At 60.8% G+C, this 15757-nt stretch carries 14 protein-coding genes and 2 pseudogenes; 3 read left to right on the forward strand and 13 right to left on the reverse strand.

Going from position 1 to position 15757, the window contains the following annotated elements; genetic code table 11:
• The 3 genes from A9D13_RS16060 to A9D13_RS16070 all read right to left on the reverse strand — a co-directional run.
• The coding region (locus A9D13_RS16060) for an electron transfer flavoprotein subunit alpha/FixB family protein (protein ID WP_066775932.1) at positions 1-887 on the reverse strand (887 nt) is incomplete at its 3' end.
• A gap of 1 nt (position 888) precedes the next feature.
• The gene (locus tag A9D13_RS16065) at positions 889-1635 is read right to left on the reverse strand and encodes an electron transfer flavoprotein subunit beta/FixA family protein (RefSeq protein WP_066775933.1); all 747 of its coding nucleotides are present in this window, start codon (positions 1633-1635) and stop codon (positions 889-891) included.
• Between the two features lie 29 nt (positions 1636-1664).
• A complete protein-coding gene (locus A9D13_RS16070; RefSeq protein WP_066776051.1) occupies positions 1665-2801 on the reverse strand; it encodes an acyl-CoA dehydrogenase family protein in 1137 nt (378 codons plus the stop codon).
• Between the two features lie 411 nt (positions 2802-3212).
• Between A9D13_RS16070 and A9D13_RS16075 the strand changes: the two genes are divergently transcribed.
• A complete protein-coding gene (locus A9D13_RS16075; RefSeq protein WP_066775935.1) occupies positions 3213-4256 on the forward strand; it encodes an aromatic ring-hydroxylating dioxygenase subunit alpha in 1044 nt (347 codons plus the stop codon).
• Between the two features lie 79 nt (positions 4257-4335).
• Here A9D13_RS16075 and A9D13_RS16080 read toward each other — a convergent pair whose 3' ends face one another.
• The gene (locus tag A9D13_RS16080; RefSeq protein WP_066775937.1) at positions 4336-5430 is read right to left on the reverse strand and encodes a Zn-dependent alcohol dehydrogenase; all 1095 of its coding nucleotides are present in this window, start codon (positions 5428-5430) and stop codon (positions 4336-4338) included.
• Here A9D13_RS16080 and A9D13_RS20625 point away from each other — a divergent pair.
• Positions 5417-5752: a hypothetical protein gene (locus A9D13_RS20625; protein ID WP_156522128.1), complete on the forward strand. Its 336-nt coding sequence runs from the start codon at positions 5417-5419 to the stop codon at positions 5750-5752. The two genes, A9D13_RS16080 and A9D13_RS20625, sit on opposite strands and share 14 nt — an antisense overlap.
• A gap of 18 nt (positions 5753-5770) precedes the next feature.
• On the opposite strand, the gene A9D13_RS16085 is transcribed toward A9D13_RS20625, so the two are convergent.
• Positions 5771-7276: an aldehyde dehydrogenase family protein gene (locus tag A9D13_RS16085; RefSeq protein WP_280521085.1), complete on the reverse strand. Its 1506-nt coding sequence runs from the start codon at positions 7274-7276 to the stop codon at positions 5771-5773.
• 443 nt (positions 7277-7719) lie between these two features.
• Here A9D13_RS16085 and A9D13_RS20195 point away from each other — a divergent pair.
• Positions 7720-8305: pseudogene (locus A9D13_RS20195) on the forward strand (IS5 family transposase); the annotation flags it as partial.
• Positions 8306-8364: 59 nt separating this feature from the next.
• Here the strand turns inward: A9D13_RS20195 and A9D13_RS16095 are convergent.
• The 8 genes and pseudogenes from A9D13_RS16095 to A9D13_RS16130 all read right to left on the reverse strand — a co-directional run.
• Positions 8365-8781 (reverse strand): annotated as a pseudogene (locus tag A9D13_RS16095) (3,4-dihydroxy-2-butanone-4-phosphate synthase); the annotation flags it as partial.
• Between the two features lie 487 nt (positions 8782-9268).
• Positions 9269-10252, reverse strand: a complete 984-nt coding sequence (locus A9D13_RS16100; protein ID WP_066775951.1) for an aldo/keto reductase — start codon at positions 10250-10252, stop codon at positions 9269-9271.
• Positions 10252-11211, reverse strand: a complete 960-nt coding sequence (locus A9D13_RS16105) for a Gfo/Idh/MocA family oxidoreductase (RefSeq protein ID WP_066775953.1) — start codon at positions 11209-11211, stop codon at positions 10252-10254. The genes A9D13_RS16100 and A9D13_RS16105 overlap by 1 nt, the downstream gene beginning before the upstream one ends.
• Positions 11212-11274: 63 nt before the next feature.
• Positions 11275-12180, reverse strand: a complete 906-nt coding sequence (locus A9D13_RS16110) for a class III extradiol dioxygenase subunit beta (protein WP_066775954.1) — start codon at positions 12178-12180, stop codon at positions 11275-11277.
• The gene (ligA, locus tag A9D13_RS16115) at positions 12180-12581 is read right to left on the reverse strand and encodes a protocatechuate 4,5-dioxygenase subunit alpha (protein ID WP_066775955.1); all 402 of its coding nucleotides are present in this window, start codon (positions 12579-12581) and stop codon (positions 12180-12182) included. The genes A9D13_RS16110 and ligA overlap by 1 nt, the downstream gene beginning before the upstream one ends.
• An 11-nt stretch (positions 12582-12592) precedes the next feature.
• Entirely contained in the window at positions 12593-13612 is a 1020-nt protein-coding gene (locus A9D13_RS16120) for an amidohydrolase family protein (RefSeq protein WP_066775956.1), read from the reverse strand.
• A 19-nt stretch (positions 13613-13631) separates the two neighbouring features.
• Positions 13632-14450, reverse strand: a complete 819-nt coding sequence (locus A9D13_RS16125) for an NAD(P)-dependent oxidoreductase (RefSeq protein ID WP_066775958.1) — start codon at positions 14448-14450, stop codon at positions 13632-13634.
• Positions 14451-14588: 138 nt separating this feature from the next.
• A complete protein-coding gene (locus A9D13_RS16130) occupies positions 14589-15734 on the reverse strand; it encodes a LysR family transcriptional regulator (protein WP_066775960.1) in 1146 nt (381 codons plus the stop codon).
• Positions 15735-15757: the final 23 nt, after the last annotated feature.

Here is a 15757-nt window from a genome sequence, read left to right on the forward strand (position 1 = left end):
ATGTCTGCGACCTGGAAGATGGGTGCGTCCTCGTCCTTGTTGATGGCGATGATGGTCTTGGAATCCTTCATGCCGGCAAGGTGCTGGATCGCGCCGCTGATGCCGATCGCGATATAGACTTCCGGAGCCACGATCTTGCCCGTCTGCCCGACCTGGTAGTCGTTGGGGACATAGCCCGCGTCCACGGCGGCGCGCGATGCGCCCACGCCCGCGCCGAGCTTGTCGGCAAGCGGCATGATGAGGCTCTCGAAGGTCTCGCTGTCCTTCAGCGCGCGGCCGCCCGACACGATGATCTTCGCGCTGGTCAGTTCCGGGCGTTCGCTCTTGGCGATCTCGGCGCTGACGAAGCTCGATTTGCCGGTATCGCCGGTCGATGCGACCGCTTCGATCTCGGCGCTGCCGCCCTCGGCCTCGGCCTTGTCGAAGGCGGTGCCGCGCACGGTGATGACCAGCTTCGCATCGGTCGATTCAACGGTCGCAATCGCGTTGCCCGCATAGATCGGACGGGTGAAGGTCTTCTCGCCCTCGACCGAGAGGATGTCGCTGATCTGCATGACATCGAGCAGCGCGGCGACCCGCGGCGCGATGTTCTTGCCGGTGGTGGTGGCGGGGAACAGCACGGCGTCATGCCCATGCTCACCTGCGTCCATCAAGCCCGCAATCAGCGGCGCGACATTCTCGGCCAGCTGGTGTTCAAAGGCCGCGTCGTCCGCGACATGGACCTTGCCCACGCCTGCGATCCTGGCAGCGGCTTCACCCACGGCAGCGCAGCCAGCGCCCGCGACCAGCAGGTGCACTTCGCCCAGCTTGGACGCAGCGGTGACGGTGGCGAGCGTCGCATCGCCCAGATTGGCGTTGTCGTGATCGACATAAACAAGCGTCTTCATCTTACGCGACTCCCATGGCTTTGAGCTTGGCGACCAGTTCGTCGACGTCGGCGACCTTCACGCCCGCCTGCCGCACCGGCGGTTCGGACACTTTCAGCGTCTTCAGGCGCGGCGCGATATCCACGCCGTAGTCAGCCGGGGTCCTGGTCTCCAAAGGCTTCTTCTTCGCCTTCATGATGTTCGGCAGCGACGCATAGCGCGGCTCGTTCAGGCGCAGATCGGTCGTCACGATCGCAGGCAGCGACAGCTTCACCGTCTCCAGCCCGCCATCGACTTCGCGGGTCACGCTGACGCTGTCACCCTCGACCACGACCTTCGAGGCAAACGTGCCCTGCGGCAGGTCCATCAGCGCGGCCAGCATCTGGCCGGTCTGGTTCGCATCGTCGTCGATCGCCTGCTTGCCGAGGATGATCAGGCCCGGTTCGACCTCTCCGGCCACGGCCTTCAGGATCTTCGCCACCGCGAGCGGCTCCACGGTCTCGTCCGTCTCGACCAGCACCGCGCTATCCGCGCCCATCGCCAGCGCCGTGCGCAGCGTTTCCTGCGCCTTTGCCGGGCCGATGGAGACGGCCACGATCTCCGAAACCGAACCCGCTTCCTTCAGCCGGATCGCTTCTTCCACCGCGATCTCGTCAAACGGGTTCATGCTCATCTTGACGTTCGCAAGATCCACGCCCGAGCCGTCCGCTTTCACACGCGGCTTCACGTTGTAGTCAATAACCCGCTTCACGGGCACCAGGGCCTTCATAAGCCTATCCTATTCAATGCAGAGGTGAATCAGCGCAGCAGTTCTTTTGCGATGGTGTTCTTCTGAATTTCCGAAGAACCCTCATAAATCCGCGTGATGCGGATATCGCGATAGAGCCGTTCGATCGCATAGCCCTTGCAATAGCCCGCGCCGCCATAAATCTGCAGCGCGGTATCGACCGTACGGCCACCCGCCTCGGTCGCGAACAGCTTCGCCATCGAAGCCAGTTCGCGGCGCTTTTCGCCCTGATCATAGCGCCATGCGGCATCGAGCAGGATCAGGCGCGCGGCACGCATGTCGGTCGCCATACCGGCCAGATAATGGCGAATTGCCTGAAAATCGGCGATGACATTGCCGAACGCCGGGCGAACTTTCGCTTCTTCAGTCGCAAGTTCGAGCGCATATTCGCCCATTCCCACTGCCGTCGCGCCAACATTCATGCGGCCTTCGTTCAAACATTCAAGCGCATAGCTGAAGCCCTTGCCCTCTTCGCCGATCAAAGCGTCGGCAGGCACCTGACATTCATCGAATGTCAGTTCGTACACGGCCGGCGAAGTACCCATCAGCTCGATCACGCCCGACACCGAAAAGCCCGGCGTATCCGCTGGCATCAAGAAGGCCGAGATGCCGCCGCGAGCACCTGCGCTCTTGTCCGTGTAGGCATAGACCGTGACAAATTTCGCGTTCTTGCCGTTCGAGATATAGGTCTTCGATCCATTGATCACCCAGCCATCGGCATTGCGCGTCGCGGTGGTGCGCATTGAACCGGGATCAGACCCCGAACCCGGCTCCGTGAGAGCGAAGGCTACCGGAATTTCGCCAGTTGCCATTCCCGGGATCAGCATCTCCTTCTGCGCTTCAGTGCAGTGATAGGCGATGTTCTTCGCGCCCGGACCCATCAGTGGGCGAATTTCGGTCCAGAATTGGGGGGGAAGGCGCGCAAGCTCGATCTGCACCGCAGCCTGCGCCAGAGCGCCAAGCCCAAGGCCGCCATATTCCTCGGGCAAGGCCATGCCGAAATATCCGTTATCGACTAGGGTCTGGCGAACGATCGGCGGGACCACGCCAGTCTCAACGAATTCGCGCTCCAGCGGCAGCAGGTCGTTGACGATGGCCTTTGTCGCCTCGCAGAAATCCTTGATCTCGTCGGGAAGTTCGAAGTCCATGATGTGCCTTTCAGATGTCTCGATCACTCTCAACACTGAAAAAGCATAATGGTCCTACCATTGCAAGAGTGATGTCGGCCAATTCTGAGGCAGGCGACAAAGCGAGCGCCGTTCCAAACCGGCTGCTAGAGAAAAATTGCGTTGCCGGCGGCCAATCAACATACTGAAATTAGTAGATTTATTATCTAAGCAAATCGCAATTATTCAATTTCGCAAATACCATTCAGAACCCGTGAAATTGCGCCTCGCCCGCCTACACACGACAACGGCGCTGAATTTCATGCCCCCTCCATCCCGAAAATCTTATGGCATTATGCTATTGGAATTGGCTTGCGCGCAGCATGGCAGCATACTGAAAATACAGATCAGAACAGTGCCGCTCAGATCGGCAGGAATTATCTGGAGAGAGTCATGTTCATCAAGAACACATGGTATGTCGCTGCCTTCGCCGCCGAGATCGAGTCGGGCAAGACACTCGCCCGCAAGCTCCTGAACAAACCGGTCGTCCTCTTTCGCACCGAAGACAGCAAAATCGCCGCACTGGAAGACCGGTGCAGTCACCGTGCGATGCCCCTCAGTTCCGGCCACGTAGACGGTTGTCGCATCCGCTGCGCCTATCACGGTGTCGAATTCGAAGCCGACGGCAAGTGCGCGCGCATTCCTAATCAGGAACGTATTCCGCCTGCCGCCAATGTGCGCAGCTATCCGGTTGTCGAAAAGGATCATCTGATCTGGATCTGGATGGGCGATGCCGAACTGGCCGATCCCGCACAGATCATCGACAGTCCGGAACACAACGATCCAAAGTGGACGTGGCGACCCTATAATTTCCCGGTGAATGCCGATTGGCAGCTTATCGTCGACAATATCATGGACCTGACCCATGTGCCGTACATCCACGCGGGCACGATCGGCGGTAACCCCGAACAGCATTATGGCGCGGAAACCAAGGTAGAGTTCGACGGCAAGCGCGTGGAACTTCTGCGCAAGATGCCCAATTCGGTCCCGCCGCGTTCCTATATCGACGCGGGCGGCTTCAAGGGACGCGTCGATCGCTGGCAGGAAGTGCGCTTCGAACCGGCCCGGGGCATGACCCTGCGCGTCAATGCGGGTGGCTGCGATGCGGGGACCGGCGCCTATGAAGGCCGCCGCGACAATGGCTTTGAACTGGCGAACAACCATTTCATCACGCCCGAAACGGAAACGACCAGCCATTATTTGTGGACCATCTGCACCACGGCCGATCCGGCGACCGGCGTGCCTGACAAGCTTTTCGATCAGTTCTTCGACACGATCACCGAAGACGAACAGACGCTGGCGCTACAGCAGGAACGGATCAATGACGATCCTGGTCGTACCTTCGTCGGCATTGCCAGCGACGGCGCCGTGAATCAGGCTCGCCGCCTGCTCAGCGCTATGGCTGAGGCTGAAGAAGGTCAGGGCATGGCGGCCTGACGGAAAAGATTCTGCCCCACTAAAAAGGAGCGGCGCTTCAGCACCGCTCCTTTTCTTTTGCACATGATGAACGCTTCGATCAGAACGAGGTAATCACGCTGCGGGCGATCGCACCGCCCTTCAGCTCCGCATAGGCCTCATTAATCTCCTCGATCCCGATCTCGCGCGAGATCAGGTCATCGAGGTTGAGCTTACCCTGCAAGTACAGCTGGGCATACATCGGGATGTCTTGCTTGATATTAGTCGAACCCATATAGACACCGCGGAGATCAACCTGATTGGTCAACAGGTCGACCGTGACATTGACATCGATGGTCGATGTCGGCGCATGGACCCCGATCATATAGGCGCCCCCGCCCTTGCGGGCCATCTGGATCGCCTGCTCCGATGTAGCCTTGATGCCCACGACCTCGAAAACGTGATCCGCGCCGCCCGGTATAAGCGTGCGCAACGCTTCGACAGAATTGCCGGAAGACGCATCGATGAAATCGGTCGCACCGAACTTGCGGGCAAGCTCTTCCTTCCTTGGCTGCATGTCGATCGCCACAATGCGCCCTGCGCCAGCCAGCTTCGCACCCGAAATAACGTTAAGCCCGACGCCGCCAATGCCGATCACGGCAACCGTATCGCCCGGGCGGACAGAAGCGGTATTGATCGCTGCACCTGCCCCGGTGATCGTGCCGCAGCCCAGCAGCGAGGCCTGTGCGAACGGCAGTTCCTTTGGCACCTTGGCAAGCTGGTTTTCATGCACCAGCGCCTTTTCCGCAAAGGCACCCGTACCGAAAACTTGCGTGACGGCCCCGCTCTCACCTCGCAGGCGCGGCTTCTCACCCTCATCGGCGCGCAGCGTTTTTTCCGGATGGGTGCATTGATAGGTCTTGCCCGAATTGCAGGCGCGGCAATGACCACAGAACTGGATAAGCGAGCCGACGACATGGTCGCCAATCTCGAATTCGCGCACTTCGGGACCGACCGCGATGACCACGCCGGCCAGTTCGTGCCCCAACACGGCGGGAAGCGGCACGCCGAAATCGGTCTCGGCAAAGTGAAGATCGGAATGGCAAAGGCCCGATGCCTTCACCTCGACCAGCACCTCGTGGTCGCGGGGTTCGTCGATTTCGATTTCGCCGACCTGAAACGTACCGTCCAGGTTATTGAGTATGGCAGCCTTCACGTTCTTCTCCTTGATCCTTCTGCGTCAGGCGCAAATCGGCCCGACGATCATGGTCGTATCCTCAATCGCCTTTGGATTGCGGCAGCACTCGACCATCTGGTCGGGTTGGCCGATCGCGAATTTAAACGTTGCGCATTCGGCGCATGTGGGAAGCTTCTCACGCAGATCGTTCCAATTCACGGAACTGTGTCTTCGAATGAGTCTTTCTGCGTCCTGGCCATCGTCGCATGGCGATCGCAGCGGTGAGCACGCTGCCTACACGCCGCCAAACACGTCGAAAAACAACTCATTCACTCATGTCTCCCGTCTTTTCCTGTTGTGAAGGCAGCCATGTTCGCGCTCATTCGCCAAGCAGAGCGGTCACCGTCTTGGTCTCGGTGTAGTGCAGCAAGCCCTCTTCCCCGACCTCGCGGCCCCAGCCGGATTCCTTCACGCCGCCAAAAGGCGCGGAAGGATCGTTCATGCCGTGGGTGTTGATCCAGACCACGCCGGCCTGCAGTTGACGTGCGGTAAGATGCGCGCGCGAAAGATCGCGGGTCCAGATATTGGCGGCCAGCCCATAGTGTGTGTCATTGGCAGCCTTCACCACTTCCTCGACATCGTCGAACGGGGTGGCGACAAGGACCGGACCGAAGATTTCTTCACGCACAATGCTGGCGTCGCGGTCCGGATTGGAGAAGATCGTCGGCTCTACGAAATAGCCGTCCTTGCCGCCGGTCCCGCCGCCGGTGACGACTTCGGCTCCGCACTGCCGGCCCTGTTCAATATAGTCGAGCACGCGGATCTGCTGCGCACGCGACACCAGCGGTCCAAGCATCGTGTCCGGATCACGGCCATGACCCAGCTTGAAGCCTTGCGCCACCTTTGCAATGCCTTCGACAACCTGATCATAGACCGATCGTTCGACGAACAGGCGCGAGGCGGCGAGGCACACCTGACCCGAATTGAAAAAGATGGCGAGCGCGGCCCCGAGAGTCGCCTTCTCGAGGTCCGCATCGGCAAAAATCAGCGAAGGCGATTTACCGCCGAGCTCCAAAGTTACGCGTTTCAGATCATCGGCAGCCGTGCGCACGATCTGCTTGCCGACCCTTGTCGAACCGGTGAAGGCGATCTTGTCCACGCCGCGATGTTCGACCAATGCCTGCCCGGCATCCTGGCCATAGCCCGTCACCACGTTGAGCACGCCTTCTGGCAAACCGGCTTCGAGCGCGAGTTCAGCCAGTCGAAGCGCGGTCAGCGGCGTCAGTTCCGATGGCTTCAGGACGATCGTACAGCCTGCCGCCAGCGCCGGCGCGATTTTCCACGCGGCCATCGCCAGCGGATAGTTCCATGGCACGATCTGGCCGACCACGCCCACTGGCTCGCGCACGGAATAGCTGTGGTATTGCTGCCCGTCGCCCGAAATCGGATTGACCTGCCCGCCGATCTTGGACGTCCAGCCCGCCATATAGCGAAAAATGTCGACCGCCGCCGGCACGTCGACGGCTAGCGCGTGATGCACCGCCTTGCCGTTGTCGTAACTTTCCAGAAGTGCCAGTTCGCCGGCGTGCTCCTCGATCTTGCGGGCGATATTCTCGATTATCTTGCCGCGGTCGAGCGGACGCATGCGCGCCCAGCTTGCAGACTCAAATGCCTTTCGCGCGGCGCTAACAGCACGGTCAATATCCTCGGCGGAACCTGCCGGGACGCGGGTGAAGATTTCGGCGGTGGCCGGATCCTCCACATTGATGCATTGCCCTTCGGCGCTTTCGATCCATTCGCCACCGATCAGCATGCGATTGCGTGGTAAGTGGACTTCGTGCCCCTTTTGACCATGCAGCGTCTGCGCAAAAGCCGTTGCGTTCATAGCTCTCTCCCTCGCGCAGGTTTCATTCGCCAGCGCGTCAGTCTTTTCTCAAGGCGGCCGTCTGCCCGCCGCGCCGCATCAAACACCATCGGTCAGACAGCGCTCAGCCAGCGAGCCTCGTCAGGATGGTCGAAGCTTTGCGCTCATCTCGATTCCGGGGAATGGGTCACATTGATCCTCTCATCCATCACGCATCTCTCACTGTGCGTATATAGAATACGTAACTAGCGATATGCAGATCGGCAATATGTTTAAAAGGTCGCACCAATATTGGCTTTTCATGGCAAAAATCACGTTTTTAAGCCGTTTTTCTAAGGCAAATGTCGAGGCTTGCTTCACTTTTTGAATAGTCAGCAGTGATTCGAATATCATCGGCCACCTAAGCTCATGACCCATTGATTTGCAGGCGGCGATATGAACCAGGCTCCGCGAGGAGACTGAGTATGAGCGACCTGTATTGGCTGACGGATGAGCAGATAGCGCGTCTGTCGCCGTATTTTCCCAAGAGCGATGGAAGGCCACGGGTCGATGATCGGCAGGTCCTGAGCGGGAATATTTTCGTCAATCGGAACGGCCTGCGTTGGCGGGTTGCTCCCAGAGCATACGGGCCACGCATGACATTGTATAACCGCTGGAAGCGGTGGGGCGAGATGGGTGTGTTTGCTCGGATGATGGAAGGTCTGTCCGCCCAGAGAGCCGAACCCCAGACCATCATGATCGACCCGACCTATCTCAACGCTCACCGCACGGCTTCCAGCCTTGGGTTAAAAAAGGGAACCTCGGGCGCCTGATCGGGCGGACGAAGGGCGGCATGAACACCAAGCTTCACGCAGTCACTGATGCCAACGGTCGCCCTTTGAGCTTCTTCATCACGGCTGGCAAGATCAGCGACTACACGGGCGGCGGCCCTCCTCGGCGACCTGCCTATGGCGAAATGGATGATGGCCGATCGGGGTTAACGCCCAATGGTTCAGGGACGCGCTTGAACGAAAGGGCATCAAGCCGTGCATTCCGGGCCGGCGGCGAAGGGCGATGATATCGCTGACTGTGCCGATCTTCATCGCATGGTCGTCGGCGAACTGGACTAGATCGTCAAAGTCGGCGACATTGCCGTTTATGTCCAGCTCCGCACAGATAACTGCCGAGGGTTTAAGGCCAGCAAGCCGCGCAATATCGACCGACGCCTCGGTCTGACCCGCTCGCAGCAGGACGCCGCCCTCGTTCGCAGTCAATGGAAAGACATGGCCGGGAGTGACGATATCGTCTGGCCCGCAGTCGGAATTGATCGCCACCGCAATTGTGCGCGCACGATCGGCCGCACTGATGCCGGTGGTCACACCCTCAAAAGCCTCTATGGACGTATGGAAGGCAGTGCCCGGCCCAGCGTTTTGTCCGCCGACCATCGGTTTGAGGCCAAGTTGCGCCATGCGTGCCTGCGTCAGCGCAAGGCAGACCAGCCCGCGGCCCTGCATCGCCATGAAGTTGACGGCACCCGGGGTCGCCATCTGGGCTGGAATGACAAGGCTACCGCGCCCAGTACCATTCTCGGCCTTCTCGCCATCGATCCGATGCCCGGATCGTTTGCTACGCGCTTGAGCGGCAAACCGCTGGTCAATGCAATCCGCACCGCCTCGCGCTGAAATTCCAATGAATATTTGATTACCTTTCGGTCTCTTTCGATGAGCATCATGCTCGCAGGAGACCGGCACAAAACCATCACAAGTCCACTTTGGCGCATGCTCTTCGAGCCAAGACAGAATTTCATCGCGACCAGGGCCGTATCGGCGATACGCGTTAAACGGGTTTCACATCCACGTTCAGCCTTAAGGCGACCTCGGGAATAACGGTGCACGTCAGTGTAAAACGTCCACTCTTCGGATAGGTCCGGCTGGTTCCAATACCTCTTGGAGAGCCCTTACCATCTCGTATGGGTTGCCAGCCTCGCACATCGAGGCGTGCGATCAGGTCATGGTGAGCTGGTTAACGATATCCTCAGAAATCCTCGGTATCGATCGTTCCGCGCATGACTTCCGGGTAGCGACGGCCCGATACGGTCTGCTGGTTCACGATGTCGCCCGCCTTGGCCAGCACCTCGTCGCTGACAGCGATGTCGCTGGCCGCGAAATTTTCAGCAAGATGCACGGGACTGGTGGTGCCGGGGATCGCATGGACGTGATCGCCGCGCGATAGCACCCATGCCAGCGACAACTGCGCGGGCGTGATGCCAGCCTCTGCCGCCAATGCGTTGAACGCCCGGATCAGCACCATGTTACGCGGCCAGTTATCGTCGCTGAAACGCGGGTGGCTGGCGCGCAAGTCTTTCTCTTCCAGCACCAGCGGATCGCTCAGCGCATTGGCCAGCGCCCCACGCGCGACGGGGGAAAAGGCGACGAGCGGGATGCCCAGTTCCCTGGTCGTTTCCAGCACGCCCAGTTCGACATTGCGGGTCCACGGCGAATATTCGGTCTGCACCGCCGCTACGGGATGCACGCCGTGGGCTTCGCGGATATGGGCGCTGCTCCATTCGGAAACGCCATAGGCGCCGATCTTGCCCGCCTGTATCGCATCGCCCAAAGCGCCGACGCTGTCGGCAATCGGCACCTTGGGATCGAAGCGGTGCATGTAGAACAGGTCGATATGATCGGTCTTCAGCCGCTCAAGGCTCGCCTCGATCGAGGCGGTCATTGCGTCGGGGCTGCAATTGATGCCGCGCTTTGGCCCATCGACGACGATGCCCGTCTTGGACGCAAGCAGGAATTCGTCCCGCCGATCCATGATCGCCTCGCCAAGGATCTCCTCCGACACGCCCTTGCCGTAGATATTGGCGGTGTCGAAATGATCATAGCCAAGATCGAGCGCCTGCCGGAACAGACGAACCGCATCCTGGCGCGACGGGGGCGTGCCATAGGCCCAGGCCACATTCATGCAGCCAAGGCCGATGGCCTCTACATTACGTCCGGCAAGCGCGCGCTTCATCAGGACCAGCCGTCCTGCGCTTCAAGGCTGGCGGCCAGCTCCCCGATCACGCGGTAGCAATCGAGCACGCTGGAGACGGAACTGTTGGGCTCACGCCCTTCGGTGATGGCGGCCACGAATTCGCGGTCCTGCAGTTCGATTCCGTTCATGGAAACATCGACGTTCGACACATCGATCGGTTCCTCGCGCCCGGTCACCAGATCGTCATAGCGCGCGATATAGGTGCCGGTGTCGCCGATATAGCGGAAGAAGGTGCCCAGCGGCCCGTCATTATTGAACGACAGCGCCAGCGTCAGGATCTGGCCTGCCTCGGTCTTCAGCTGGATCGACATGTCCATCGCAATACCCAGCTCGGCATGCTTGGGACCCTGCAGCACATTGGCGGCGATGACCTTCGACCCGGTCATGTACTGGAAAATATCGATGGAATGCGCCGAATGGTGCCACAGCAGGTGATCTGTCCAGCTGCGGGGCTGGCCCTTGGCGTTCATGTTCTTGCGGCGGAAGAAGAAGGTTTCGATATCCATCGCCTGGATGTTGAATTCACCGGCGTCGATCTTGTTCTTCACCCACTGGTGGCTGGGGTTAAAGCGGCGGGTATGGCCGACCATGCAGGTGAGGCCCGTTTCCTTGGCCTTGGCTTCCACGGCCAGCGCATCTTCCCAGCTGTCGGCCAGCGGGATTTCGACCTGCACGTGCTTGCCCGCATCCATGCAGGCAATCGCCTGCTCGGCATGCATCTGCGTGGGGGTGCACAGGATCACCGCATCGACTTCGGGCAGAGCCAGCGCATCGGCAAGGTCCGTGCCCGAATGGGGAGCGCCATATTTTGCGGCGACTTCGGCGGCCTGCTCGGCCTCGCGAGAGATGACCGAGGCGATCTCGACGCCTTCGATATTCTTAAGGCCGTCGAGGTGCTTTTCACCGAACGCGCCGGCACCGACGAGTGCGATCTTCATGGGGGTAACTCCTGAATGTGCCCGGATGGGGGGTGTTCCGGGGAGGGATGGGTTCGGTGGGGCTCAGGCTATCAGAGCCTGCGCCGCCGCATTATTGCCTTCGAGCGTGGGACTGGGCGGGACGCTGCCATCGACAGGTTCCAGCACCAGATGGCCCAGCGCGGTATTGCTGACGGGGACGTGATAGTGACGGTGCAGCGCCTTGGTGCTCTTGCCCAATGCGCCGCGCATGATCAGCCACATGACCATTTCGATCCCCTCGCTGCCGGTTTCGCGCAGATATTCGATATGGGGGATATGGCGCAGGTCCTGCGTGTCGCCGATCAGTTTGTCGAGGAACATATTGTCCCACTCCTTATTGATCAGCCCCGCACGCGGCCCCTGCAGCTGGTGGCTCATGCCGCCGGTGCCCCAAACCTGCACTTTGAGGTCTTCGGGGAAGCTTTCGACGGCGCGGGCTATGGCTTCGCCCAGCAGCCAGCAGCGATTGCCCGACGGCGGCGGATAGGTGACGACATTGACGGCCAGCGGGATCACCTTGACCGGCCATTTTTCGACATGGCCATACATCATCGACAGGGGCACGGTGAGGCCATGGTCGACCTCCATCTCGTTGATGATCGTCATGTCGAATTCGTCGAGGATCAGCGACTGCGCGATATGCCAGGCAAGATCGGCATGCCCTTCGACCGGCGGCACGGGCCGCGCGCCAAAACCTTCGTCGGCAGGCTGGTAGATCTCGCCCGTGCCAATGGCAAAGGTCGGGATGATCTTCATGTCGAATGCGGAGGCATGGTCGTTATAGACCAGCACGATTACATCGGGCTTTTCCTCTTCCATGAACTGGCGGGTCCAGTCGAACCCTTCGAAGGCGGGCTTGAAGTAATCCTCGCCGTCCTTGCCATGATCGAAGGCATATCCCAACACCGGGATATGGCTGCAGGCAATGCCGTGGGTGATGCGGGCCATCAGTTCTTGTCCTTAATCGAACGGTTGCCGGGTGCGGGGCGACCGCCGGCCATCATCATGGCCTGGTAATCCTCAACGCTCATGCCGGTCATGGTGGACACGGCCTGCACGAAGGAAAGCCCGTCGGAGGAAAAAACCTTGGAAAGGAAATAGATGTTCCCGCCAAGGTCGAGCAGGCGATTGTAATCCCGGTCGAGGACCGCCTGCTTCTGCTCGTCAGTAATCGGCCATTCGTCGAGATAGGCCTTCTCGTCCGCGTGGAAACGCTTGCGGTTTTCTTCCTTCATCAGGCTCATCGCGAACTGGTTGAGGTGATACCCCTGCCGTGCACGCGCCGCCGTATATACCCGCGTGCCGGGAATATCGTCGAATTCCGCCAGATATTCGTGAATGTCGGTCATAGGCCTCCCCCTTACTGACCCTGCGCCTTGAGCATGGCGTCGAGGCGCGGGAACACCTTCCGCGCATTGCCCTCGAAGATCGCGGCGCGCTCTTCCTCTGTAATGTCGAGCGCGTCGACATAGCGTTTGGTGTCGTCGAAATAATGGCCGGTCTGCGGATCGATCCCGCGCACCGCGCCCACCATTTCGCTGCCGAACAGGATGTTCTTGTTGTCGATCACGTCGGCCAGGAGGTCGACCCCCGGCTGGTGATAGACGCAGGTGTCGAAGAACACATTGTTCATGATATATTCGTCGAGGCTGGGCTTTTTCAGCATGTCGGCGAGCCCGCGATACCGGCCCCAGTGATAGGGCACCGCCCCGCCGCCATGCGGGATGATGAAGCGAAGCTTGGGGAATTTGGCGAACAGGTCGCCCTGCATCAGCTGCATGAAGGCGACCGTATCGGCGGCCAGATAAAAGCCGCCCGTCGCATGCATGGCCGGATTGCAGCTGCCCGACACATGGATCATGGCCGGAACGTCGAGTTCCTCCATCACCTCATACAAAGGGAACCAATATTCGTCGGTCAGCGGCGGATGTTCGAAATGGCCGCCGCCCGGATCGGGATTGAGGTTGCAGCCGATGAAGCCCAGCTCCTCGACGCAGCGACGCAGTTCGGTGATGCTGGCGGCAAGATCGGCCTTGGGGCTTTGCGGCAGCATGCACACGCCGACGAAGGTATCCGGAAACAGCTTCGTCACGCGGTGGATGAGGTTGTTGCAATGGAGCGCCCATTCGGCGCTGACATCCTGATCGCCGACATGATGCGCCATGGCCGACGCACGCGGGGAGAAGATGGTCAGATCCGCGCCGCGCTCCTTGATCAGGCGAAGCTGATTGTCCTCGATCGTCTGGCGAATTTCATCATCGCTGATCTCGGGATAGGGCGGCGGGGCCTTGCCTTCCAGATAAGCGGCCTTCTGGTCTTCGCGCCATTGGTCGTGCCCCTTGGGCAGGACGGTATAATGGCCGTGGCAATCGATAATCATGATGCGTGTCTCTCCCGCCTTACTGGCTGAAATCATCGGGTGTGCGCCCTGCCATTGCGCGCTGGCGCTGCACGGTGCCGCCGGTCATCAGCGGCTCGATGCCAAGACCGGTCAGCGTCTTGGCGCTCTCCTCCATCTCGGCTGCGCGGCGCAGGCCGTGGGTCATCATGCGCTCAAGGTTGTATTCGGCGCGTTCGGCCCAGCCGATATTCTTCTCGCTCGCGTCGAGAGAGGCGATGACCTCTTCGGTCACACCGGCGCGGGTGGCGGCGATCATCATCTCGGCGGTCAGCGCTTCCACGCCCTTGACCATGATCGAACGGATCATCTTGATCGCCGATGCGCGCCCGATTTCATCGCCGACGATGCGCGTATTGGCAAAGCCGGCCTGCTCCAGCGCGTCGCGCCCATCGGATGCTGCGGGTCCCGCGATCAGCAGCGGCACCCGCAGCCGCGCCGGATGAACAGGGGCCAGCACGGCAACATCGACATAGCGGCCAGCGCCCGCGTGCACAGCTGCCGCCGCTTCCCGCTTGGTATCGGGGGAGACCGAGTTCATGTCGCAAAAAAGCGCACCGGGCATTAGCAGCGGGGCCGCGGCCTGTGCCGCGTCAAGCGCGCTGTCGGCGGTCACCAGCGAAAGGACGAGATCGGCCCGTTCGAGCGCCTGCGCAGGCGATGCGCAGGCGGTGACGCCATCGGCCTCCATCACGGTATGGCGCGCAGGCAAGGGATCGAAGGCGCAGGCCTGCGCTTCCCACCCGGCGGCATGGGCAAAGGTGTGCCCGGCCTCGCCATAACCGATGAGCGCTATCGTTGGGGTTGGGTTGCCTAACATGCCCTTACTATGCCGGGCGCGTGGCGAGGGTAACCAATGGAAAGGCCGAGATAGCGATAAGCTTTCGCTAATTCTCGATCCTTGAAGTCACCCACTTGTTATGGCCAGCACCGATGTCGGGGCGCGGCATCGGTCACTTCACACCGCAACCACCTCGCGCAAAGTGGCGAGGAAGGCACTTTGCACGCTGGTCGCACGCCATCCCGATCGCTGGGTGATGCCGATGGTGCGGCGCATGCCATCGACCGGCTCTGCAACCTGCTGCAAAAGCCCGGCATCCAGCTCGACCGCCAGCTGGTCGGGCGACAGCACCGTCAGCCGGTCGCTGCCGACCAGCATCTGACGGATCATCATGACCGATCCGGTCTCGATCACGACACGCGGCGGTTCCAGCCCGGCAAGGGTGAAACGTTCATCCCAGGCATCGCGCAGCGGCGTCCCGACCGGGGGCATGACGAATTCATGCCGCGCGAGTTCCGCAAGCGAGGCGTCGGTACCGGCAAGCGGGTGACCGGACCGGGCGATCACGACCGGCATGTCGATGAACAGCGCCTCCTGCTCCAGATCGGGTTCGGGCAAGGGATCGCGCAGCGCTCCAATGGTGAAATCGATCATGCCGTCGCGCAAGGGTTCGACCAGCTCGACCCGGGATCCTTCGACAATGGAGATGCGTACTTCGGGATAGCGGCGGGCAAAGCGCACCACCGCTTCTGGCAACACGCGCGCCCGCGACAAAGGCATGGCGCCGATCGCGATGGCCCGCGTCTCGCGCCCTTTCAGTGCCTCGACCTCCGACAATCCAGCGATAAGTTCGGACCGCGCCAGCCGAAAGGCCCTGACCGTGCGCAGCCCCGCTTCGGTAAAGACCAGCGCCTTGCCGCGCCGTTCCACCAGCTTGCGCCTTGTGGCAAGCGCAAGATCGCTGACGGCCCGGTGCAGCGATGGCATCGACAGCCCAGTGGCCGCAGCCGCCCCCGTATAGCTGCCCGCATCGGCGAGCGCGAGCAGCGCTCGCATACGCGCCATGGTGACATGGGGACTACCGATCCGCTCCATCGCGGCATCCACGCGCGGGGCCAGCAGCAGGGCCGGTTCGGTCGGCGTCATGCCATCGGGGCGCCGGTCGAACAGGCTGGCGCCCAGCTGGCGTTCCAGCCGGGCAAGCGCCTGGGTGATCGCAGGCTGGGTCAGGTTCACCGCACCTGCGGCTGCATTGATCGTGCCCAAGCGCGCGATCTCGGCCATGGCCGACAGGTGGCGCAGGTTCAGGTCCCAAAGCTCCATGACGGGTGTTTTAGCGAAAACTA

The sequence above is a fragment of the Croceicoccus mobilis genome, assembly GCF_001661965.1.
Taxonomy (GTDB): domain Bacteria; phylum Pseudomonadota; class Alphaproteobacteria; order Sphingomonadales; family Sphingomonadaceae; genus Croceicoccus; species Croceicoccus mobilis.

Coding starts and splice junctions, on each gene's coding strand:
- A9D13_RS16065 (WP_066775933.1), bottom strand. CDS start 1,635: ATGAAGGCCCTGGTGCCCGTGAAGCGGGTTATTGACTACAACGTGAAG.
- A9D13_RS16070 (WP_066776051.1), bottom strand. CDS start 2,801: ATGGACTTCGAACTTCCCGACGAGATCAAGGATTTCTGCGAGGCGACA.
- A9D13_RS16075 (WP_066775935.1), top strand. CDS start 3,213: ATGTTCATCAAGAACACATGGTATGTCGCTGCCTTCGCCGCCGAGATC.
- A9D13_RS20625 (WP_156522128.1), top strand. CDS start 5,417: ATGGCAGCCTTCACGTTCTTCTCCTTGATCCTTCTGCGTCAGGCGCAA.
- A9D13_RS16085 (WP_280521085.1), bottom strand. CDS start 7,276: ATGAACGCAACGGCTTTTGCGCAGACGCTGCATGGTCAAAAGGGGCAC.
- A9D13_RS16100 (WP_066775951.1), bottom strand. CDS start 10,252: ATGAAGCGCGCGCTTGCCGGACGTAATGTAGAGGCCATCGGCCTTGGC.
- A9D13_RS16105 (WP_066775953.1), bottom strand. CDS start 11,211: ATGAAGATCGCACTCGTCGGTGCCGGCGCGTTCGGTGAAAAGCACCTC.
- A9D13_RS16110 (WP_066775954.1), bottom strand. CDS start 12,180: ATGGCCCGCATCACCCACGGCATTGCCTGCAGCCATATCCCGGTGTTG.
- ligA (WP_066775955.1), bottom strand. CDS start 12,581: ATGACCGACATTCACGAATATCTGGCGGAATTCGACGATATTCCCGGC.
- A9D13_RS16120 (WP_066775956.1), bottom strand. CDS start 13,612: ATGATTATCGATTGCCACGGCCATTATACCGTCCTGCCCAAGGGGCAC.
- A9D13_RS16125 (WP_066775958.1), bottom strand. CDS start 14,450: ATGTTAGGCAACCCAACCCCAACGATAGCGCTCATCGGTTATGGCGAG.
- A9D13_RS16130 (WP_066775960.1), bottom strand. CDS start 15,734: ATGGAGCTTTGGGACCTGAACCTGCGCCACCTGTCGGCCATGGCCGAG.